The 19,758-nt window shown below is 58.2% G+C and carries 22 protein-coding genes and 2 pseudogenes; 14 read left to right on the top strand and 10 right to left on the bottom strand.

Going from position 1 to position 19,758, the window contains the following annotated elements; translation table 11 throughout:
- Positions 1-163: 163 nt before the first annotated feature.
- A complete protein-coding gene (locus tag ACVVH8_RS12750) occupies positions 164-934 on the bottom strand; it encodes an AraC family transcriptional regulator (RefSeq protein WP_213028445.1) in 771 nt (256 codons plus the stop codon).
- 222 nt (positions 935-1,156) lie between these two features.
- Between ACVVH8_RS12750 and ACVVH8_RS12745 the strand changes: the two genes are divergently transcribed.
- The 6 genes and pseudogenes from ACVVH8_RS12745 to ACVVH8_RS12720 all read left to right on the top strand — a co-directional run.
- The gene (locus ACVVH8_RS12745) at positions 1,157-2,782 is read left to right on the top strand and encodes an APC family permease (protein ID WP_103303569.1); all 1,626 of its coding nucleotides are present in this window, start codon (positions 1,157-1,159) and stop codon (positions 2,780-2,782) included.
- Positions 2,783-2,804: 22 nt separating this feature from the next.
- Entirely contained in the window at positions 2,805-3,731 is a 927-nt protein-coding gene (locus ACVVH8_RS12740; protein WP_475230532.1) for a 4-hydroxyproline epimerase, read from the top strand.
- A 55-nt stretch (positions 3,732-3,786) separates the two neighbouring features.
- Complete coding sequence (locus tag ACVVH8_RS12735; RefSeq protein ID WP_475230529.1) at positions 3,787-4,734, top strand: dihydrodipicolinate synthase family protein; 948 nt, start codon at positions 3,787-3,789, stop codon at positions 4,732-4,734.
- A gap of 67 nt (positions 4,735-4,801) precedes the next feature.
- Positions 4,802-6,394 (top strand): aldehyde dehydrogenase (NADP(+)), encoded by a 1,593-nt coding sequence (locus ACVVH8_RS12730; protein ID WP_475230526.1) that lies wholly within the window; start codon positions 4,802-4,804, stop codon positions 6,392-6,394.
- Complete coding sequence (locus ACVVH8_RS12725; RefSeq protein WP_475230523.1) at positions 6,378-7,649, top strand: NAD(P)/FAD-dependent oxidoreductase; 1,272 nt, start codon at positions 6,378-6,380, stop codon at positions 7,647-7,649. Before ACVVH8_RS12730 ends, ACVVH8_RS12725 begins: the two co-directional genes overlap by 17 nt.
- A 5-nt stretch (positions 7,650-7,654) precedes the next feature.
- Positions 7,655-7,750: pseudogene (locus ACVVH8_RS12720) on the top strand (metal ABC transporter ATP-binding protein); the annotation flags it as partial.
- 183 nt (positions 7,751-7,933) lie between these two features.
- Here the strand turns inward: ACVVH8_RS12720 and ACVVH8_RS12715 are convergent.
- A complete protein-coding gene (locus ACVVH8_RS12715) occupies positions 7,934-8,866 on the bottom strand; it encodes a Gfo/Idh/MocA family protein (RefSeq protein WP_475230520.1) in 933 nt (310 codons plus the stop codon).
- Between the two features lie 184 nt (positions 8,867-9,050).
- On the opposite strand from ACVVH8_RS12715, the gene ACVVH8_RS12710 reads away from it, so the two are divergent.
- Entirely contained in the window at positions 9,051-10,100 is a 1,050-nt protein-coding gene (locus tag ACVVH8_RS12710; protein ID WP_475230517.1) for an NAD(P)-dependent alcohol dehydrogenase, read from the top strand.
- Between the two features lie 115 nt (positions 10,101-10,215).
- Positions 10,216-10,920, top strand: coding sequence for a tRNA (adenine(22)-N(1))-methyltransferase (locus ACVVH8_RS12705; RefSeq protein WP_475230515.1), 705 nt, complete (start codon positions 10,216-10,218; stop codon positions 10,918-10,920).
- Positions 10,921-10,968: 48 nt separating this feature from the next.
- On the opposite strand, the gene ACVVH8_RS12700 is transcribed toward ACVVH8_RS12705, so the two are convergent.
- The 8 genes and pseudogenes from ACVVH8_RS12700 to ACVVH8_RS12665 form a co-directional block, all read right to left on the bottom strand.
- A complete protein-coding gene (locus ACVVH8_RS12700; protein ID WP_475230512.1) occupies positions 10,969-11,130 on the bottom strand; it encodes a hypothetical protein in 162 nt (53 codons plus the stop codon).
- Positions 11,131-11,155: 25 nt separating this feature from the next.
- Entirely contained in the window at positions 11,156-11,410 is a 255-nt protein-coding gene (locus ACVVH8_RS12695; RefSeq protein WP_103303562.1) for an Imm32 family immunity protein, read from the bottom strand.
- Positions 11,411-11,435: 25 nt separating this feature from the next.
- Positions 11,436-11,867, bottom strand: a complete 432-nt coding sequence (locus ACVVH8_RS12690) for a DUF4265 domain-containing protein (RefSeq protein ID WP_475230509.1) — start codon at positions 11,865-11,867, stop codon at positions 11,436-11,438.
- Between the two features lie 14 nt (positions 11,868-11,881).
- Positions 11,882-12,388 carry a DUF4265 domain-containing protein gene (locus ACVVH8_RS12685; protein WP_475230507.1) on the bottom strand — a complete coding sequence of 169 codons (507 nt, stop codon included), beginning with the start codon at positions 12,386-12,388 and terminating at the stop codon, positions 11,882-11,884.
- 48 nt (positions 12,389-12,436) lie between these two features.
- Positions 12,437-12,796, bottom strand: coding sequence for an immunity protein Imm33 domain-containing protein (locus tag ACVVH8_RS12680; protein ID WP_475230504.1), 360 nt, complete (start codon positions 12,794-12,796; stop codon positions 12,437-12,439).
- Positions 12,797-12,811: 15 nt separating this feature from the next.
- Positions 12,812-13,426, bottom strand: a complete 615-nt coding sequence (locus tag ACVVH8_RS12675) for an Imm43 family immunity protein (RefSeq protein ID WP_475230501.1) — start codon at positions 13,424-13,426, stop codon at positions 12,812-12,814.
- Positions 13,427-13,481: 55 nt separating this feature from the next.
- A complete protein-coding gene (locus ACVVH8_RS12670) occupies positions 13,482-14,099 on the bottom strand; it encodes a hypothetical protein (RefSeq protein WP_475230498.1) in 618 nt (205 codons plus the stop codon).
- 499 nt (positions 14,100-14,598) lie between these two features.
- Positions 14,599-15,072, bottom strand: a pseudogene (locus ACVVH8_RS12665) (DUF4265 domain-containing protein); the annotation flags it as partial.
- 412 nt (positions 15,073-15,484) lie between these two features.
- Here ACVVH8_RS12665 and ACVVH8_RS12660 point away from each other — a divergent pair.
- From ACVVH8_RS12660 to ACVVH8_RS12635, 6 genes are all read left to right on the top strand, one after another.
- On the top strand, positions 15,485-15,700 hold the full coding sequence (locus tag ACVVH8_RS12660) for a tautomerase family protein (protein ID WP_103303554.1): 216 nt from the start codon (positions 15,485-15,487) through the stop codon (positions 15,698-15,700).
- Complete coding sequence (locus tag ACVVH8_RS12655; RefSeq protein WP_475230495.1) at positions 15,697-16,353, top strand: DsbA family oxidoreductase; 657 nt, start codon at positions 15,697-15,699, stop codon at positions 16,351-16,353. Before ACVVH8_RS12660 ends, ACVVH8_RS12655 begins: the two co-directional genes overlap by 4 nt.
- A gap of 50 nt (positions 16,354-16,403) precedes the next feature.
- Positions 16,404-17,114, top strand: coding sequence for an SDR family NAD(P)-dependent oxidoreductase (locus tag ACVVH8_RS12650; RefSeq protein WP_103303552.1), 711 nt, complete (start codon positions 16,404-16,406; stop codon positions 17,112-17,114).
- A gap of 112 nt (positions 17,115-17,226) precedes the next feature.
- Positions 17,227-18,150, top strand: a complete 924-nt coding sequence (locus ACVVH8_RS12645; protein WP_315446590.1) for a LysR family transcriptional regulator — start codon at positions 17,227-17,229, stop codon at positions 18,148-18,150.
- 96 nt (positions 18,151-18,246) lie between these two features.
- On the top strand, positions 18,247-18,753 hold the full coding sequence (locus ACVVH8_RS12640; protein WP_315446589.1) for a sigma-70 family RNA polymerase sigma factor: 507 nt from the start codon (positions 18,247-18,249) through the stop codon (positions 18,751-18,753).
- Entirely contained in the window at positions 18,750-19,718 is a 969-nt protein-coding gene (locus ACVVH8_RS12635) for a FecR family protein (RefSeq protein WP_475230492.1), read from the top strand. Before ACVVH8_RS12640 ends, ACVVH8_RS12635 begins: the two co-directional genes overlap by 4 nt.
- Positions 19,719-19,758 lie beyond the last annotated feature (40 nt).

The following is a 19,758-nucleotide window of genomic DNA, read 5'->3' as shown; positions in this document are numbered from 1 at the left end:
CACACATCCCCGTGTTGCTGGCTTCCACCGGAGCTCGTTTAGATGTGCCAGGAGGGCATATTCAGTTGTGTATTTAATGCAGATGCCGGTGTAGGAACTGCCGAAGGCTGCGATCTTTTGATTTTGGAGATCAAGATCAAAAGACCGCAGCCTCCAGCAGTTCCTACAGGGATGTAGCCTGACGATACTGCCGAGGTGTAAACCCGGTCGAGGCCTTGAACTGGCGGGTGAAGGCGCTGTGGTCGGTGTAGCCGCATTGCAGCGCAACGTCGGTGATCGGCAGGTCTGTGTGCAGTAGCCGATGGGCATGTTCCAGGCGGACTTTCTGGATCATTTGCCGGGGCGTCAGGTGGAACACCCGTTTGCAGTAGCGCTCCAGTTGCGCGACGGAAATACCCGCGATGCGCGTCAGTTCGCCCAGCGTGACGCGGCGGTTGAAATGGTTGCGAATGTGTTCGTCGACCGCCGCCAGTCGCTGGAAGGCCGGATGGGTTTCGCTGGCTGACTGCACATCCACGGAGATACCAGCCAAACCGATGATCTGCCCGTCGCGGTTGTACAGCGGTTGTTTGTGGGTCAGGCACCAACCGGGTTCGCGACTGCCATAAAGATGCAGTTCGAGCTGATCCTCCAGCACAAACCCCTCCTCCAGCACTTTGCGATCCTGCTCGGTGTAGCCCGGCCCCAGTTGCGCCGGGAACACCTGCGCGCTGGTTTTGCCGAGCAGCGGGCGCAAGTCTTTCAAGCCGCAACGCTGCACCAGTGTGCGGTTGGCCAGGACATACCGGGCCTGCACATCCTTGATGAAAATCACCGCGTTGGGGATCACATCGAGCATCGGCAACAGCAGCGCAGCGCTGGCCACCAGCTCTTCGAGGGTCTGCGGACGGTTGCCGTCGCCACCCTGGCAAAGAATCGAAAACGCGTTGTGCATCAAGGATTCTCTCCCCTGTTCGTGGATAGCCCATGCGCCGTTTGCGTGCAGATTGCAGCAACACCACGACCCTGTCGAGCGCCGCAATCCGTCAGCGCAATTGTGCTGAATTCGTCATTGATCCCGCCGCAAAACATCAATCGCCACGCTGCCGATGAGTTCAAAGTCTGGCCGTCCCAGTGACACAACTGCCTATCCAATAACTCACAAGAAGGCGATGCCATGTCAGGCCAAGGCAAGTTCAAAAAACAGCTTTCACTGATCGATCTCACGTTTATCGGGCTCGGGGCGATCTTCGGCTCCGGCTGGTTGTTCGCGGCCAGTCACGTGTCCGCCATCGCCGGGCCGGCGGGGATATTTTCCTGGTTGCTGGGCGGTTTCGCCGTGTTGCTACTGGGCATCGTCTACTGCGAACTGGGCGCCGCGCTGCCACGTGCCGGCGGCGTGGTGCGCTACCCGGTTTACTCCCACGGGCCGTTGCTCGGTTACCTGATGGGCTTCATCACCCTGATCGCGTTTTCCAGTCTGGTGGCGATCGAAGTGGTTGCCTCGCGCCAATACGCCGCGGCGTGGTTTCCCGGGCTGACCAAGACCGGCACCGGTGATCCGACACTGCTCGGCTGGCTGGTGCAGTTCGGCCTGCTCTGCCTGTTCTTCGTGCTCAACTACCGCAGCGTGAAGACCTTCGCCAAAGCCAATAATCTGGTGAGCATTTTCAAGTTCATCGTGCCGTTGCTGGTGATCGGTGTGCTGTTCACGTTCTTCAAACCGGAAAACTTCCACGTCCAGGGCTTCGCGCCGTTCGGCTTGTCGGGTGTGGAGATGGCGGTCTCGGCGGGCGGGATCATCTTCGCGTATCTGGGCCTGACGCCGATCATCTCGGTGGCCAGCGAAGTGAAGAATCCACAGCGCACGATTCCCATCGCGCTGATCCTCTCGGTGCTGCTCTCGACCCTGATTTATGTGCTGCTGCAAATGGCTTTTCTCGGTGGCATCCCGACCGAAATGCTCGCCAACGGCTGGGCCGGTGTGAGCAAGGAATTTGCCCTGCCGTATCGCGACATCGCACTGGCGCTCGGTGTGGGTTGGTTGGCGTATCTGGTGGTCGCCGACGCGGTGATCTCACCAAGCGGCTGCGGCAACATCTACATGAACGCCACGCCTCGGGTGATCTACGGCTGGGCGCAGACCGGCACATTCTTCAAGGTGTTCACCCACATCGATGAGAAGTCCGGCATCCCGCGTCCGGCGCTGTGGCTGACGTTTGCGCTGTCGGTGTTCTGGACCCTGCCCTTCCCGTCGTGGGAAGCGTTGATCAACGTGGTTTCCGCCGCACTGGTGTTGAGCTACGCCGTGGCGCCAGTGTCGGTGGCTGCGTTGCGCCGTAATGCGCCGGACATGCCGCGGCCGTTCCGGGTCAAGTGCATGGGCGTGCTCGGACCGGTGTCGTTCATCATCGCTGCACTGATCGTCTACTGGTCGGGCTGGAGCACCGTGTCGTGGCTGCTCGGCCTGCAAATCCTGATGTTTGTCGTCTACCTGCTGTGCGGTCGTTTTGTGCCGACTGCGCACCTGAATCTGGCTCGCCAAGTGCGCTCCTCGGCCTGGCTGATCGCCTTCTACGCGGTGACGATCGTGCTGTCGAAACTCGGCACCTTCGGCGGCCTCGGCATCCTCGCCCACCCGTTCGACACCCTCGTCGTCGCTGCTTGTGCGACGGGCATCTATTACTGGGGCGCCGCGACCGGCGTACCGGCACATCTGCTGCGCCTTGAGGATGACGATGAAGAAAGCGAAGTCGCCGCCCCCGCCTCCACCGTGAACGCGCGCCCTGCCGGCGCTTACTGAAATCTTCAAACGAGAGACGTCCATGAAACGAGTACACGTCATCGATTCCCACACCGGCGGCGAACCCACACGTCTGGTGATGAAGGGTTTTCCCGATCTGCCCGGCAGCACCATGGCTGAAAAGCGCGATGCCCTGCGCGATCAGCATGATGCATGGCGCCGCGCCTGCCTGCTGGAACCACGCGGCAACGACGTGCTGGTCGGCGCGCTGTACTGCGAACCGGTGTCGGCTGACGCCACGTGCGGGGTGATTTTCTTCAACAACGCCGGTTACCTCGGCATGTGCGGCCACGGCACCATCGGCCTGATCAATTCGTTACAGCACTTGGGCCAGATCGCCCCAGGCGTGCACAAGATCGACACACCGGTCGGCCCGGTCAGCGCGACGCTGCATGAAGACAGCACCGTGACGCTGGGCAACGTGGCGTCTTATCGCTACCGCAAACAGGTACCGGTGGATGTGCCGGGATTCGGCCGGGTGTTCGGCGATATCGCTTATGGCGGCAACTGGTTTTTCCTTGTGTCCGAGCATGGCCAGACCCTGACGATGGACAACGTCGAGCACCTCACGGCGTACACCTGGGCGATGCTCAAGGCCCTCGAAGATCAAGGCATTTACGGCGAGGACGGTGCGGTCATCGACCACATTGAACTCTTCGCTGGCGACAGCAGCGCCGACAGCCGCAACTTCGTCATGTGCCCCGGCAAAGCCTACGACCGCTCGCCGTGTGGCACCGGCACCAGCGCCAAACTCGCCTGCCTCGCGGCCGACGACAAGCTGCAGCCCGGCGCGCGCTGGGTACAGGCAAGCATCACCGGCAGCCAGTTCGAAGGCCGCTTCGAATGGGAGGGCGAACGCATCCGCCCCTACATCACCGGCCGCGCCTTCATGACCGCCGACAGCACATTGCTGATCGATGAAACAGATCCGTTCGCGTGGGGCATCTGAGCTGCCGCGCCGACTTTCCACCCTTATTTGAACGATGTGCCAAGGAGTTAAAACAATGAGCGACAACATCTTCACCGGCTGCATGCCAGCCCTGATGACCCCGTGCACCGCCCAGCGCAAACCGGACTTCGACGCGCTGGTGGCCAAGGGGCGCGAGCTGATCGATATCGGCATGAGCGCCGTGGTGTATTGCGGGTCCATGGGCGACTGGCCGTTGCTCACCGAAGCCGAGCGTCAGGAAGGCGTGGCGCGGCTGGTGGCGGCGGGGATTGCGACGATTGTCGGGACCGGTGCGGTGAACACCCGCGAAGCGGTTTCCCATGCGGCCCACGCGGCGAAAGTCGGCGCGCAGGGTTTGATGGTTATTCCCCGCGTGCTGTCCCGTGGTGCTTCGGCCGTCGCGCAAAAAGCCCACTTCGCCGCGATTCTGCAGGCCGCGCCCGAGTTGCCGGCGGTGATCTACAACAGCCCTTACTACGGCTTCGCCACCCGCGCCGATCTGTTTTTCGAGCTGCGCCGCGAGTACCCGAACCTGATCGGCTTCAAGGAGTTTGGTGGCGGCGCCGACCTGCGTTACGCCGCCGAAAACATCACCTCCAAGGATGACGACGTAACCCTGATGGTCGGCGTCGACACGCAAGTGGTGCACGGCTTCGTCAACTGCAACGCCACCGGTGCGATCACCGGGATCGGTAACGCCCTGCCTCGCGAAGTGTTGCAACTGGTCGCCCTGAGCAAGCAAGCGGCCAAGGGCGATGCCAAGGCACGGCGTCAGGCGCGGGAACTGGAATCGGCGCTGGCGGTGCTGTCCTCGTTCGACGAAGGCTGCGATCTGGTGCTGTATTACAAGCACCTGATGGTGCTCAACGGTGACAAGGAATACACCCTGCATTTCAACGAAACCGATGCGTTGAGCGACTCACAACGCCGCTATGCAGAGAACCAGTACGCGCTGTTCCGTCACTGGTACGAGAACTGGTCGGCGGAGCAGAACTTCGCCTGATCCCTCGCTGCGTTTTCGTGCCCGCCGACTGTAGCGGCGGGCAATCTTTTCTCATCAGGAATAAACCATGACTCTGACGGGCCACATGCTGATCGGACAGCACACTGTTGCAGGCAATCGCGAAGCCGTTCGGGGGATCAACCCGGCCACGGGGATGACGCTGGAGCCGGCCTATGCCGGCGGTTCGGCCGAACATGTCGAGCGGGCCTGCGCGCTGGCCTGGGCAGCGCTGGACCGCTATCGCGAAACGACGCTGGATGCCCGATCTGAATTTCTGCAACGCATTGCCGTGGAAATCGAAGCCCTTGGCGATGAGCTGATTGACCGTGCCATGGCCGAAACCGGCCTGCCGAGCGCCCGTTTGGTTGGCGAACGTGGCCGCACGTGTCAGCAACTGCGACTGTTTGCCCGCACAATACGGGCCGGTGAATGGCTGGATGTGCGCGTTGATACAGCGCAACTGCAGCGGCAGCGGATGCCGCGCTCGGACCTGCGTCAACGCCAAGTGCCGTTGGGGCCGGTGGCGGTGTTTGGCGCGAGCAATTTCCCCTTGGCGTTCTCGGTGGCGGGTGGCGACACGGCGTCGGCGCTGGCGGCCGGGTGCCCGGTGATCGTCAAGGCCCATGGCGCGCATCCCGGCACCAGTGAACTGGTCGGCCGCGCAGTGGCGCGAGCGGTGCAAGCCTGCGGTCTGCCGGAGGGGGTGTTTTCGTTGTTGTACGGTTCCGGCCGCGAAGTGGGTATCGCGCTGGTCACCGATCCACGCATCAAAGCCGTGGGTTTTACCGGTTCTCGCAGCGGTGGTCTGGCGCTGTGCCAAGCGGCACAGGCAAGGCCCGAGCCGATTCCGGTGTATGCGGAAATGAGTTCGATCAATCCGGTGTTGCTGTTTCCCGCGGCATTACGCAATCGCGTGCAAGCATTGGCGCAGGGCTTCGTCACTTCACTGACTGTGGGTGCCGGGCAGTTCTGTACCAATCCTGGTCTGGTGATTGCGCATAAGGGGCCCGCGCTGGACAAATTTGTCGCCGCCGCTGCCGAACGGCTCCAACAAAGCCCCGCGCAGACGATGCTGACGCCGGGCATCTTCAATGCCTATGAGGCTGGCGTGAATGCCTTGGCCGAGAACCCCCATGCGCAAATTTCGGCTGTGGGTCAGATGAGCACGCAACCCAATCAGTGCCAGGCCCACCTGTTCGTCACCCAAGCCAGCGATTTTCTCGCCGATCAGAACCTCCAGGCCGAAGTTTTTGGCGCGGCGTCGTTGATTGTGCAATGCAGCGATGACGAGGAGATGCGTCAAGTGATCGAACATCTGGAAGGCCAACTGACTGCCACATTGCACCTGGACGACGAAGACCTCGAGCAGGCCCGCGCGCTGCTGCCAGCGCTGGAGCGCAAGGCCGGTCGGTTGCTGGTCAACGGTTGGCCCACCGGTGTCGAAGTGTCTGATGCGATGGTACATGGCGGGCCGTTCCCGGCCACATCCGACGCGCGGTCGACATCTGTTGGCACAGCAGCGATCCACCGATTCTTGCGTCCGGTGTGCTATCAGGATTTCCCCGACAGCTTGTTGCCCTCGGCACTGAAACAGGCCAATCCCCTGCAATTGCGTCGCCTGCTCGATGGGCAAAGGGAAGCGCATGACCAGCCCGAATAACGTCTCGCACGACATCGCCGTGGTCGGCGCCGGCATCATCGGCGTCGCCTGCGCACTGCGTCTTGCCCGCCAAGGCCAGCGTGTGGTGGTCATCGATCAGCAGGAACCGGGGCACGGCGCATCGTTCGGCAACGCCGGGCATCTGGCGACCGAGCAGGTGTTTCCGATTGCCGACCTGTCGATCCTCAAGCGCTTGCCGGCAATGCTGATGGACCCGATGGGCCCGCTGCGCCTGGACTGGAGATACATGCCCCGCGCCCTGCCCTGGTTTACGCGGCTGTTGCTGAACCTGCGGGCGGAGCCCTTTCAGAAAACCGTGGCGGGTTTGCGGGCGCTGAATGAAAGCAGTCTGGATGCCTGGCATCGTTTGCTGGGGGATATTCAACGTCCTGACCTGCTCAAGGTCGATGGATCGTTGCTGATCTTCGAGCGCCCGGAATCGCGGCAGGCCATCGATGCGCTCCAGGTTCGCTTGCGCCAGCAGCAAGTGCCGGTCGATTTCTGGCCGGCTGGCGCGGTACGGGAATCCGCAGCGCAATTTAGCGATCAGATTCAGGGCGGTTTGTTCTTTCCGCGCACCGGCCATTTTCTCGATCCATATCGCGTGGTCTGCGAGTTGGTCGAAGCAGCCAAGGCCAGCGGCGTGAGTTTTGTGAGGCAACAGGTTCAGGGCGGTTATGTGCGCGAGCACGGTGTTTCGCTGATCACCGGAACCGGTGGTTTGACCGCGAGCCGCGTCTTGATCGCCTGCGGAGCGCACTCGGCAAAACTCACCACCGCACTCACCGGCAAGAAAGTCCCGTTGGACACCGAGCGCGGTTATCACTTGATGTTGCCGCAGGAACATAACCGCCTGCCCTTCCCGGTCACCTCGCTGGAGCGCAAGTTCATCATGACGCCGATGTCTGAAGGCTTGCGCCTGGCGGGTACGGTCGAGTTCGCCGGGCTGGAACGGCCACCGAGCATGGAACGCGCGTGGCAGTTGCATCGGTTGACTCAGGGATTGTTCCGCAAGGATCTGAGCGCTGAGGCGGCGACGCCGTGGATGGGGTTTCGGCCATCGCTACCGGATTCGTTGCCGGTGATTGATCAAGCGTGCGGGGGCAAGGTATTGCTTGCGTTTGGGCATCAGCATCTGGGGCTGACGCAGGCGGCGGTGACGGCGGAGATGGTTGCGCGGATGGTGTTGCCGACGGTAGAAAAACGAATGGGGGATTTGCCGGCAATCGAGCCTTACGCGCTTGACCGTTTCTAAGCAAAATCGTGGGAGCGAGCCTGCTCGCGAAAGCGTCTGGCCAGACAACATCGTTGTTGAATGACCCTCCGCCATCGCTGGCAAGCCAGCTCCCACAGGTTCTCGCGGTGAACTTGGGCGAAGGGTACAGCCACAATCACTGTGGGAGCGGGCTTGCCCGCGAAAGCGTCGGGCCAGCCAACATCGTTGTTGAATGACCCACCGCCATCGCTGGCAAGCCAGCTCCCACAGGTTTTTGCTGAACTTTGGCTAAGGGGACAACCACAATGAGACGGCGTCAGATCTCAAATGGCGTCGTAAAACGCCTCCACCAACACCCGACTCCCGACAAAGAAACTGTCCGCCACCAATCGCAACGGCTGCAGATCCAGATCACTGGCCTTGTCGCCAATCAACTGCTGAAAATGCCGATACACCGCCGCGTACTCGCCCTCTTCCGAAACTGTCTGGCGCGCACCGTCGATGCTCAATAGCGCCCCGCCGTTATCCAGTCGCAACACACCTTCGGCGCAGCGAATTTCGATGCTCCAGAGTTCGTCATGACCATGGTCGAAGTCGAATTCGGCGCGCACGTCGAGGTGGCGTGCGTCAGACATTTTGATCGAAGCGGCAATCGGTGACTGGCAGTTTTCGGGTACGCGCAGTTCGGCGGACTCGACAAACAACGGCAGCGCCAGCAGGTGCGTGACGATCGACAAGGCGTTGATGCCCGGATCGAAAACGCCCAGACCGCCCGGTTGCCAGATCCAGGTCTGGCCGGGATGCCACTTGCGCACGTCTTCCTTCCAGTCGATGTGCACACTTTGCAGGGTGCGGGTGGCGAGCCAGTCGCGGGCGGCGGCAATGCCGGGCGCATAGCGCGAGTGCCAGGCGAACAATGCACTGACGCCGTGCTGCTCGGCCAGACTGACCAGTGCCATTGCCTCACCCAACGTCGCACAGGGCGGTTTTTCCACCAGCACGTGTTTGCCGGCGGCCAGCGCTTCCTGCACCAACGCAAATCGTCCTTGCGGCGGCGTGCAGAAGGCGATCGCGTCGACCTGCGGGCCGTTTGCGAGCAATTCGCTCAGCGACGGGAAATTCTCGACACCGGCGCAGGGCTTGCCTTGCGTGGCGACAGACAGCAACTGGAATGCGGGATTGGCGAGAATCGCCGGGACATGTTGATCCTGGGCAATCTTGCCGTAGCCCACCAGACCGAGACGGATCGGTTGCATCAATGGCTCCTGTTTTTGTTTTAGTCAGCGAACCGGCAGATTACCTGCAAACACTTCGATCGTCTGTCTGCACAACGTCACAAGGCCTTGCAGGATCAGGCAAGCATTGCACAGGAATGCACTATTTCAATGCCGGGCAAAAAGGCAAAGATGTGCGTTCGATAACCCCATTGAGGACGCTCCCATGCTCGTACAAGCCTACGGTGCCCACGCTGGCGACAAACCCCTTGAGCCGATGCAGATCAAGCGCCGCGCGCCGGCCGCCCATGACGTGCAAATCGATATCGCCTTCTGTGGCATCTGCCATTCAGACTTGCATCAGGTGCGTGCGGAATGGGCCGGCACACAATTCCCCTGCGTGCCGGGCCATGAAATTGTCGGGCGCGTCTCAGCCGTTGGCGCGCATGTCGCGGATTTCAAAGTCGGTGATCTGGTCGGCGTCGGCTGCATCGTCGACAGCTGCAAACACTGCGATGACTGCGAAACCGGACTGGAAAACTACTGCGACGGCATGATCGGCACCTACAACTTCCCGACGCCAGACGCACCCGGCTGGACGCTCGGTGGCTACTCGCAAAACATTGTCGTGCATGAACGCTACGTGCTGCGCATTCGGCATCCCGAGGCGCAACTGGCAGCCGTCGCGCCACTGTTGTGCGCCGGAATCACCACTTACTCTCCGCTGCGTCAGTGGCATGCCGGGCCGGGCAAGAAAGTCGGCGTGGTCGGCATCGGTGGCCTCGGCCACATGGGCATCAAACTGGCCCATGCCATGGGCGCGCATGTCGTGGCGTTCACCACTTCCGAATCGAAACGCGATGCGGCCAGACAACTGGGTGCCGATGAGGTCGTCGTGTCACACAATGTCGAAGAGATGGCGGCGCATGCCAAGAGTTTTGACTTCATTCTCAACACCGTCGCAGCGCCACACGATCTCGATGCGTTTCTGGTGCTGCTCAAGCGCGATGGTGCGTTGACACTGGTGGGGGCGCCCGCCTCGCCGCATCCCTCGCCGAACGTGTTCAACCTGATCATGAAACGCCGCACCATTGCCGGCTCGATGATCGGCGGGATCCCGGAAACCCAGGAGATGCTGGATTTCTGTGCCGAACACGGCATCGTCTCCGACATCGAACTGATCCGTGCTGATCAGATCAACGAATCCTACGAGCGCATGCTCAAGGGCGACGTGAAATATCGCTTCGTGATCGACAACGCGACGCTCGCCGACTGAAGGTTCGCGCCGTGATCCCTGTCGCCGGAATTTGACAGGCACCGCGTTGCTCGACAAAGTCGCACCCCTTTTGCGGTCATTGCTGCCGCAAACTTGTAATGAACAGGGGTTGCCGTTGAACGAACAGACTTTGTCCATGCGCCTGGAGCGCGTGGCAGCGCATGTGCCGACCGGCGCAAGGCTGGCCGATATCGGCTCGGATCACGGCTATCTGCCGGTGGCGCTGATGCGTCGCGGGGTGATTGCAGCGGCCGTGGCCGGTGAGGTGGCGTTGACGCCCTTTCATTCGGCCCAACGCACGGTGCGCGACAACGATCTGCAGCAACGCATCACCGTGCGTCTGGCCAATGGTCTGGCGGCGATCGAGCCTGGTGACAGGATCACCGCCATCAGTATCTGCGGCATGGGCGGCGAGACGATCCGCGACATTCTCGACGGCGGCAAATCGCGTTTGAGCGGCGAAGAACGTCTGATTCTGCAACCCAACGGCGGTGAGCAGCCACTGCGCCAATGGCTGATGGACAATGGCTACCGCATCCTCCACGAGGAACTGTTGCATGAAAACCGTTTCGACTACGAAATCATCGTCGCTGAACGTGCAGAGTCAGTGGTCTACACCGATCAAGAACTGTACTTCGGCCCGCTGCAAATGCAGGTGCGCAGTCCGCAATTCCTGACCAAGTGGCAACGCCGGCTGCATGAAAAGCAGAAGACACTGGCCCAGTTCGCCCGGGCGCAGCAGGCTTTGCCCGAGGCAAAGGTGCAAGACGTTGCCCGGCAAGTTCAATGGATCGCCGAAATGTTGGCTTGTGCCGGATAGAGGCAGGCACTGCTCAGAGCGTTCGTGCCAAGGTCGATATCAAGCGATTCAATGCACTCGGGCTCTTCCCTGTTTCTGAGCACCCTTCATGGCTTGCAGACTGAAATATTCAAAAGTATGCGTGACCATTTTTGCCGCCAGCGTGGCGAAGCGGTCACTATTCTGAAAGTCGCATTCAATGGTGGAAATAAAAACGTCATCGACGCGCATACCTTACTCACTGCAACGTCTGGACCTAGGCGCTTTTTATGAGATCGCCGTTAAGGACAATCACGTCTACGTGGTCTTCATGACTGAAGTTCTCTACGAGGTCTTGAAGATGTACATGCTCCACGCCCTCAACTGCCATCTCATCGGCGGCGCGGATTAGAAAAGCGCCAAGCGCCCTGATGGTTTCGGGGTCAGCAAGGATCGAAATTTCATCAAGGCGGATGCTGTTCTCACTGCCAACGGCGGTTCCGTGTACGGTGAACGTGTTGAATTTCTTCATCGTTGATAAGGCTCAAAAGGAGTTTTTATTGGCGAAGCATTCCAGACTCATAATCCAGCCATCCCTTTGCTTCTTTCTCGGCCAATACACTCAGCACATCGTCAAGGGAAACGTCGGCAGGAACGTTGATGGAGAAGAACTTTTTGCTCATACCTTCCCATGCGCAGCCTCTAGCAACCAGATCTTCCAAAACACTGGAAATCCATGGCTCACCCGCCTCGAAAAAAATGATACGAAGGGTACTGTTGCCGGTATTTTTTATGACTTTCTCAAAATGGTACTCAGCGTTCACCACGGGGCTTACCGAAATCTCGTCATCAAGACAAACTTCCCGTGTGTAAAAAGGAATGTTCTTCACGATAAATGAGCCCGAGTCCAATCTCTCAGCCCACAGGCTCTCGCTTGAAACCGGTGGATAGTCATCTTCGACCAATAACTTGAAAAATACCTTCTCCATTTACATCCTTATGTTCAATGTAACAGGCAGGGTATGGAAGCCAACGACGAGCACTCCAGTACGCGAGATGGCTCTATCGGGTAGTGCTGCAGACACGCGTCTTCATAGGCGATATTTTCGCCATCAGCAATCGACGACAGATAACTGTCGATCATGGAAAAATCACAGCTTGCGGGAATATCCACAGCAAACAACGATAGACCGCGAGTTGATAAACAGAACGCACCATATTCTTGCAACCGGGTGATTATCTTTGCTTTCTCGCCCGGATCACTCGCGAAAACCCTGATTGTCGAGCGCCCGCCTTGACTCACCACACGGGCAGCTATCCGCTCCTCGCCATCCAGTTGTACTTGCACACGATCACCTTTACTGACGCCATGAACGTAATAAGGTGTGTTGTCTATTTCGTAAACGTCCTTCCCTCGGTAGATGCCCCATACCGATTCAACCGAAAAGGGAGGGTAATCATCTTCGTCAGGCGTTAACTTGAAAATAATCTTGTGAAAAATATCAGTCATATCCGTGCTCAAAGGGAAGCTTTCACTGGCGTCAAGACGCTCGACATTTCAGTCCGAAGAGGATTCCACTCCCACCATCCAAACGTCTTCGTAACCTTCTCTGTCGATAATGAACCTGGAACCTGCGGGCAGAAAAAGATACTTCAGCACTTGCGGTAATTCATCGACCAAATGGCTGGTGTGCAGCGTTTGATAGAAGCCGCTGGCTGGCGAGTGCTCACCGCAGTGAATGAACCAACTGACCGTGCCACCCTCAGGCAATTGGACTCTCGATCCGTAAATCGGCGACTTGTGGAGAGTATTCAATGCAATGGCAACCACCTCCTCGGGAGGGTGTGGCGTCAGCCCATACCTGGTACACACCTGCTGGTGCGATTCGTCCGGAGTTGCACAATCAGCTTTTTGCATCATTAGGTCCCTATTTCAAATTGGCTTGACAGCCGACCAGAGCACGCTTTCCAACGGTATAAACTCAATGCCTTTAAGCCCTGCCGCCCGTGCTTTGAAAGCGTTGGAACAAATCAACGTATTACTACCGGAAATCATTCCTTTGAACTTGAACAAGTCATGCTTGAACACCTCAGGCAACACTAACTTTTTGAATCTGAAAATCAACCCGTCTTCTTCAACAAATGTCGAGCCCAACCCTGTATCAGAGCGAGCATCAAGCTCTTCAAAAAGGACCGCATTGTAGGCTTTGACGGATACAGGCTCTCCCTTGGTTGATACCACATCGATTGCCACGCGATCCGCGATTGCGACATCAAGCTCCGCGCAAACTGACAAAAAATCGTCACTGACTATATAAAAACGCGAAACATTGCGGATATCGAAATCATAGAACCGGTCCTTCGATATCAGCACCATTCCTTCCGGATACGGGGTATGAAATGTGTAGTTTATTTTCTCCGCATACCAAGGAAAGAAGCCAAATTCCACGCCTTCCGTATCGGGATAGAACTTATCGTATAAATTCGCGTTCAATAAGCCACGCGGGCAGTCAGACTCTTCCTTTTGAGAGAGCACGTAGTATTCCATATCGCCCCGTATCCATCCTGACCTGACTATTAAAAGGATGTCACCAGAAACCTTCTTAAATTCGCCTTATCCCAGACCATAGAACCTCGTCCAATGGGGTAAACCCAATACCTTTAAAGCTTTCTGCCAACTCCTTGAACGCCTGAAAACAGACCAGACTATCGCTACCGGAAATCAGTCTGCGGTACTTGAACAGGTCCAGAGTCCACTCAGTTGGAAGTACCAGCTTTTTGAACCTGATCGGCCGGCCGTTTTCTTCGACAAATGTTGATGCCGGATCGCAGTTCGTTCGAACGTCCAGCTCATCAAACAACACGGCATTATAATTTTTTTCTGAAATACGCTTCCCAGCCTCTGACAGCACTTCAATCCTGACGCTGTCGATAATATTGACGTTCGTCTTGCGACAGACCGCCAGAAACGCATCACTGACCACGTAGAAAAAACGCGAAATACTTCTGATATCAAAATCGTAGTATTCATCCCTGGAAATAAGAACCATCCCCTGCGGAAAAGGCGTGCGCGGGCCGGCCTTTGCCCTTTCTGCATACCATGGAAAAAAACCGAATTTCACATCTTTTGTGTCTGGATAAAATTTGTCAAAAAGGTCGCCATGCAAAATCCCGACGGGACAGCCAACGTCCTCCAATTGCGAAAGCACGTAATAACTCATTAAAGCCCCCAATCAACCTGGTCAGAATACGTCCAGAACATCATGACCTCGAAATTCTGGTTGATTGCCCTGCAAACACCGCTCCAAGCAAATCGGCGAGATCACCTGTAATTTCAGCTTGAGATGGTGGTTTGGATCAAGACCCGATGTATTTGTAATACACCACTAACTCCCCCTCTCGTTGTGAAATCTCAAGATGGAGAATCGCCTCGCCGGGAGCGCCATTAGCCCAAAGGATGCATTCCATGCCTAACGTCTTGCTATTGGTTTCATAAGCATCGATGAAAGGTCGGTCTCGCCCGCTTGTATCGAAGGCTGTCTCTTCAGGGGCTATGGATACTGTTGTGCCCGGACCAAAATACTCATCGATTGACGCGTAGATTTCATCCGCCAAAGCGTTCGATATTGCGAAATCCCGCTTGAGCGTTGCAGTATCACGCCGATCAATAGCGTCAACAAACGACTCAGCCTTCACATAAGCTTGTGCAGGGGTCGGCAACAGCCACCAGTACAACAGCGTCTCGTCACTATCGTCGTCGAGGTTTTTATAGATGTTGGCGTAATACCACTGAATCCCGGTTTGCTCACGGAACCTGTCAAAAAAACCGTTGATTCTCTCCATGCCATTTTTCGCAGGAACAGCCAGCGACAAACTTCCCTCGCAGACGCCATCCAGTGTTCCATCCAACTCGCGGACAACATCATCTTCAAGCGCAGTGATCGCGTCCGGGGAAATGTAATCGGCGTAGATTTGAATACAGAAATTACCGCCTCGCTTCAGCACCTCGGCAGGTGCATTTCTATCCTTGATCGAGACGATATCCCCCCTCGCCAGGTTTTGCGCCAGGCCAGGTGAAGAGAGTAATTCGTAGGTGTGCTGATCAATCTGACGCGCGAGCAGTTCCTCACGGACAGCGCCACCATCATCGGCCATGTAAACCTGGATCAGCACAGGTGATTGCTTGTCGTCCATAAGGGGTGACACCGCTCCTTGTTCCATAAATGATATCCCTCTCTATCCCGGCGCCAAGGTTACACGATGCGACCTCTGCATCCACCTTGACGTTTGCAAGGCTCCTTGGTCGCCGTAAATTCTGGGGTGAACAAGAACATCATCGAGCTTGCAGATTGTCTTCAACCCACTGGGCAAGAACGGGCCGGTCAATGAAATAAACATCGAAAAGTGCGCAACTTCTTGCGCACTTCCAAGTTCGTCGATTTATCGCCGGGCAGGATCCAAAAGCCGGTCCTGTGCTCTGGACATTTGATACACCACATCACAAATGATGTACCTGAAACCCCATTTATCAACCTCCTGCAACTTCCTAAAGTTCTCTCCAACAGCAGCCCATCAATCCGACAGGCTGACCACTGGAGATACTCAAATGCCTTTCATCAGCGTACGCATCACCCGTGACGGCGTCACTCGGGAGCAGAAAGCCCAGGTGATCAAGGAGATCACGGAAACGATGGAACGGGTGCTCCACAAGGATCCCAAACTGACGCACATCGTCATCGAGGAAGTCGACACGGATAACTGGGGTTACGCCGGCATGACGACCACGGAGTACCGCAAACAGTTGTCGGACGCCTCATCATGAGTCGCGTGGTGAAAATCGATGTTGTCTCGGATGTCGTCTGCCCATGGTGCGCGCTCGGCGTTACCGCACTTGAGCAAGCGATCGAAAGTCTGGCGGGTGAAGTCGAGGTTGAACTGACCTACAAGCCGTTCGAACTTAATCCGGAGATGCCGGCGGCTGGCGAACACGCTATCGAGCACATGATGCGCAAGTACGGTCGCAGCGCTGAGCAAGTGGCGCAGCGCAACGCGATGATCATTCAACGCGGTGAGGAGATTGGCTTTCACTTCGACCTGGAAAAGCGCAGTCATTTTTACAACACGTTCGATGCCCATCGCTTGCTGTTTTGGGCCTCGACACAAGGGCGCCAGCGCGCACTGAAAAAGCTCTTGTTGCGGGCTTACTTCACCGATGGAAAAAACCCGGATGACCGCCAGACGCTGGTGAATCTGGCCAAGGACGCGGGGCTCGACAGTGAGCGTGCAGAAGCCGTACTGGCCTCTGCAGAGTTCAGTCGTGAAGTCCGCGAACTCGAAGCGTTCTATCAGCAGCGCGGCATCCAGTCGGTACCGGCGATGGTTATCAATGACCGACACATCCTGTCCGGATCGCAATCGGTCGCTGATTACCAGCAAGCATTACGTCAGGCGGCGCAGGTTGGCGCTCACGTCTGACCGTTGAAAATCCGTTCACTCAATTCATTTCGATTACATGAGGATTCATCATGAGCACGTCCAACAAAGTGGTAGTGGTTACCGGCGCCTCTCAAGGTATTGGCGCAGGTCTGGTCAAAGGCTTTCGTGAGCGCGGCTATCAGGTGGTCGCGACCTCCCGGTCAATCCAGCCTTCTACCGACCCGGACATTCTGACCGTGGCTGGCGACATCGCTGATCCTGCGACTGCCGAGCGCGTCATTCGCGAAGCCGTCGCCCGCTTCGGGCGGATCGACACGCTGGTCAACAACGCGGGGATCTTTGTCGCGAAGCCATTCACCGAGTACAGCCAGGCAGATTACGCCCAGGTTGTGGCCACCAACATGAGCGGCTTCTTCCACATCTCGCAACTGGCGATTACCGAGATGGAGAAGCACAGCAGCGGCCACATCGTCAGCGTGACCACCAGCCTGGTGGATCATGCCATCGACGGCGTACCTTCGGTGCTGGCCTCGCTGACCAAGGGCGGCATCAACGCGGCAACCAAATCGCTGGCCATCGAGTACGCCAAGCGCGGCATTCGGGTCAACGCCGTGTCGCCGGGCATCATCAAGACGCCAATGCATGGCGTGGAGACTCACGCAGCGCTCGGCAGCCTGCACCCGGTTGGCCATATGGGTGAGATTGACGACATCGTGCAGGCGATCCTCTATCTGGACAGCGCGAATTTCGTCACCGGTGAGATTCTGCACGTCGATGGCGGTCAGAGCGCGGGGCATTGATTCCCTGTTGTCCCTGCAATAAGAAAACGGCGCCGTCGGTGTATACCGGCGGCGCCGTTTCATGTAGTAAACACCGGGATGAAATGTCTGTTGAGACTCGGTGCCCTCCCTTATGAAACGCCACTTTGATGACTTGCAATTGGGCAGTATCGAACTGTTTTGCCTCGCCGCCGAGGCCGGTAGCTTCACCGCCGCCGCACAGCTGGCCGGGGTGACACCAGCGGCGGTGAGCCGATCGATTCTGCGGCTGGAGCAACGCCTGGGTTCCCGGCTGTTCGCCAGAACCACACGCAGCATTCGGTTGACCGAGGCTGGCCGAAATTTTTTCGTCCAGTGCAGCCAGGCCCTGACCCAACTGGTCGAGGCGCAACAAGAAGTCATGGGCGCGCAGACGACCGCGTCGGGACGCTTGCGCATCAGCCTGCCGACCACTTACGGGCATCACCGCATTCTGCCGTTGCTGCCAGCCTTTCGAGCGCTCTACCCGCAAGTCACGGTGGATATTCACTTGGGCAATCGCAATATCGACTTCGTCGCGGAGGGCTACGATCTGGCGATCCGCGTCCGCGCTCAACCGGACTCGACCCTGATTGCCCGCCTGCTGGAAGACGCGAAACTGGTGGTGGTGGCGTCGCCCGACTATCTGCACAAAGCGGGCGTGCCGCAGACCCTGGAAGATCTGGCGCAGCACGAGTGCATTCAGTTCGAACTGCCCAGCAGCGGGCGGCGGATCTCCTGGCTGTTTCAGGAAAATGGCAAGGATCGTGAGGTGTTTTCCGACGGTGGTTACTCCTGCTCAGACGATGTGCTCGGCGGCGTAACGCTGGCAAAGCATGGCGCGGGAGTGTTCCAGACCTACAAATTCATTGTTGAACAGGAACTGGCGGACGGTCGCCTCGTCGAGGTGCTTCAGCCCTACAGCGGTCGCTCAAGGCCTTACACCTTGCTCTACCCGCACGGTCGCTATGTGCCGCAACACGTGCGCGCCTTCGTCGATTTCCTCCTGCAATACCGCGATCAATGGGCGGCGCTTTAGCGGCAAACACAGCCGACACGACAGACAGATTGCACTGGCTCTGGCCACGCAGGTAGTATTGAGAGGGATTCTCACTAACATCTGGAAAGCTCACCAGTGCACTCTCTTCCGTCCAGCAAGCTGGGATTCTTTTTCAACGATCATCATCGTTGGCTGCTGCAGCACATCAATCGGCATCTGCGTAACCACGCGGATGCCGAGGACACTGCCGCCGATACCTTTTGCCAGTTGTTGGTGGCGCGAGTGGACCCCGACAGCATCGAGCAGCCACGGGCCTATCTATCGACCATCGCGCGCCGGTTGATCTTCGACCGTCACCGCCGACGCAAGCTGGAGCTGGCTTACCTTGAGCGCCTCTCGGCGCTGCCAGAAGCATTGGCGCCCTCCCCTGAAGAGCAACTGCAATTGATCGAAGCGCTGGTGGCCATCGACCGCGCCCTCGATGGCTTGCCGTTGATCGTCAAGGCGACGTTCCTCTACAGCCAGCTGGACGGGCTGAGCTACGTGGCAATTGCGCAGAAGCTGGGGCTGTCGGAGCGCACGGTGAGCCGTTACATGAAACAGGCCTTGCGCCAGTGCTACCTGTGCGACATGGCGCCATGAGCAAAACACGCCTGGACCCGATCAGCGAGCAAGCCATCGACTGGATGGTCAAGCTTCGCGCCGGCACGCCGGATGCTGCACTGCAACAGCGTTTCAACGCCTGGCTGGCGATGGACCGTGCACACAGCCAGGCCTGGGACAATTTGCAGGAACGCTTGGGCGGATCGTTCAACACAGTGCGCACACTGGATCGACGCCTGCCCGGCCAGGCGAGTGAGGCGCGTCAGGTTTTGTTGCAGCCACAGGCCTCGCGCCGCGATGCCTTGCGCATGATCGCCGGCCTCGGTCTGCTCGGTGGCAGTCTGTTGCTTGGCAGCAAAACCCGCCTGGGTGAAACGCTTCTGGCTGATCTGCACACCGGGCGCGGTCAACGACAGACGTTTAATCTGGCCGATGGCAGCCGCCTCAGCCTGAACGCTGACAGCGCCATAGATCTGCGCTTCGATGAGCAGCAACGGCTGGTCATTCTGCGCCACGGCGAACTGGTGATTGATGTTGCGCCCGACCCGCGTCGCCCGCTGATCGTACGCACTGCCGAAGGTGAAATGCGTGCACTGGGCACTCGTTTTCTGGTCATTCAGGAACAGGACGCCAGTCGCCTTGTGGTGCTGCAGCATTCCGTACGAGCCCGTTTGTTCGATGGCACCACGCAAGTCGTCAAGGAAGGCCAGGCAGCGCTGCTCTCCTCGCGCAGCATCACACTGGCCAGCGGCGATGAGCGTCGACGCGCCGACTGGCTGAGCGGGCGTTTGAATGTGCTGGACGAGTCGCTGGAGCAAGTGGTCGAAGCGCTGCGTCCCTACCACCGTGGTTTCGTGCGCGTGGCACCCGAGGTTCGCGGTCTGCGCGTGCAAGGCGTGTTCCCGCTGGACGATCCCGAGCGCACCCTCGGCGCCCTGGCCGAAACCCTGCCCATTCGCGTGAATCGTTACAGTCCCTGGCTGACATTGATCAGCAAACAGTGAGGGACGAAAAGTTTTTTTGAAAACCGTTCTTGTTTGTGTC

It is taken from the genome of Pseudomonas trutticola BRTCR10, from assembly GCF_056155105.1.
Note: the sequence above shows the minus strand (reverse complement) of the source record. Positions and strands in the feature narration are given on the sequence as shown.

Excerpts from the sequence above, each read along its gene's own strand:
- ACVVH8_RS12750 (WP_213028445.1), bottom strand. The coding sequence starts at position 934 with ATGCACAACGCGTTTTCGATTCTTTGCCAGGGTGGCGACGGCAACCGT.
- ACVVH8_RS12745 (WP_103303569.1), top strand. The coding sequence starts at position 1,157 with ATGTCAGGCCAAGGCAAGTTCAAAAAACAGCTTTCACTGATCGATCTC.
- ACVVH8_RS12740 (WP_475230532.1), top strand. The coding sequence starts at position 2,805 with ATGAAACGAGTACACGTCATCGATTCCCACACCGGCGGCGAACCCACA.
- ACVVH8_RS12735 (WP_475230529.1), top strand. The coding sequence starts at position 3,787 with ATGAGCGACAACATCTTCACCGGCTGCATGCCAGCCCTGATGACCCCG.
- ACVVH8_RS12730 (WP_475230526.1), top strand. The coding sequence starts at position 4,802 with ATGACTCTGACGGGCCACATGCTGATCGGACAGCACACTGTTGCAGGC.
- ACVVH8_RS12725 (WP_475230523.1), top strand. The coding sequence starts at position 6,378 with ATGACCAGCCCGAATAACGTCTCGCACGACATCGCCGTGGTCGGCGCC.
- ACVVH8_RS12715 (WP_475230520.1), bottom strand. The coding sequence starts at position 8,866 with ATGCAACCGATCCGTCTCGGTCTGGTGGGCTACGGCAAGATTGCCCAG.
- ACVVH8_RS12710 (WP_475230517.1), top strand. The coding sequence starts at position 9,051 with ATGCTCGTACAAGCCTACGGTGCCCACGCTGGCGACAAACCCCTTGAG.
- ACVVH8_RS12700 (WP_475230512.1), bottom strand. The coding sequence starts at position 11,130 with ATGCGCGTCGATGACGTTTTTATTTCCACCATTGAATGCGACTTTCAG.
- ACVVH8_RS12695 (WP_103303562.1), bottom strand. The coding sequence starts at position 11,410 with ATGAAGAAATTCAACACGTTCACCGTACACGGAACCGCCGTTGGCAGT.
- ACVVH8_RS12690 (WP_475230509.1), bottom strand. The coding sequence starts at position 11,867 with ATGGAGAAGGTATTTTTCAAGTTATTGGTCGAAGATGACTATCCACCG.
- ACVVH8_RS12685 (WP_475230507.1), bottom strand. The coding sequence starts at position 12,388 with ATGACTGATATTTTTCACAAGATTATTTTCAAGTTAACGCCTGACGAA.
- ACVVH8_RS12680 (WP_475230504.1), bottom strand. The coding sequence starts at position 12,796 with ATGCAAAAAGCTGATTGTGCAACTCCGGACGAATCGCACCAGCAGGTG.
- ACVVH8_RS12675 (WP_475230501.1), bottom strand. The coding sequence starts at position 13,426 with ATGGAATACTACGTGCTCTCTCAAAAGGAAGAGTCTGACTGCCCGCGT.
- ACVVH8_RS12670 (WP_475230498.1), bottom strand. The coding sequence starts at position 14,099 with ATGAGTTATTACGTGCTTTCGCAATTGGAGGACGTTGGCTGTCCCGTC.
- ACVVH8_RS12660 (WP_103303554.1), top strand. The coding sequence starts at position 15,485 with ATGCCTTTCATCAGCGTACGCATCACCCGTGACGGCGTCACTCGGGAG.
- ACVVH8_RS12655 (WP_475230495.1), top strand. The coding sequence starts at position 15,697 with ATGAGTCGCGTGGTGAAAATCGATGTTGTCTCGGATGTCGTCTGCCCA.
- ACVVH8_RS12650 (WP_103303552.1), top strand. The coding sequence starts at position 16,404 with ATGAGCACGTCCAACAAAGTGGTAGTGGTTACCGGCGCCTCTCAAGGT.
- ACVVH8_RS12645 (WP_315446590.1), top strand. The coding sequence starts at position 17,227 with ATGAAACGCCACTTTGATGACTTGCAATTGGGCAGTATCGAACTGTTT.
- ACVVH8_RS12635 (WP_475230492.1), top strand. The coding sequence starts at position 18,750 with ATGAGCAAAACACGCCTGGACCCGATCAGCGAGCAAGCCATCGACTGG.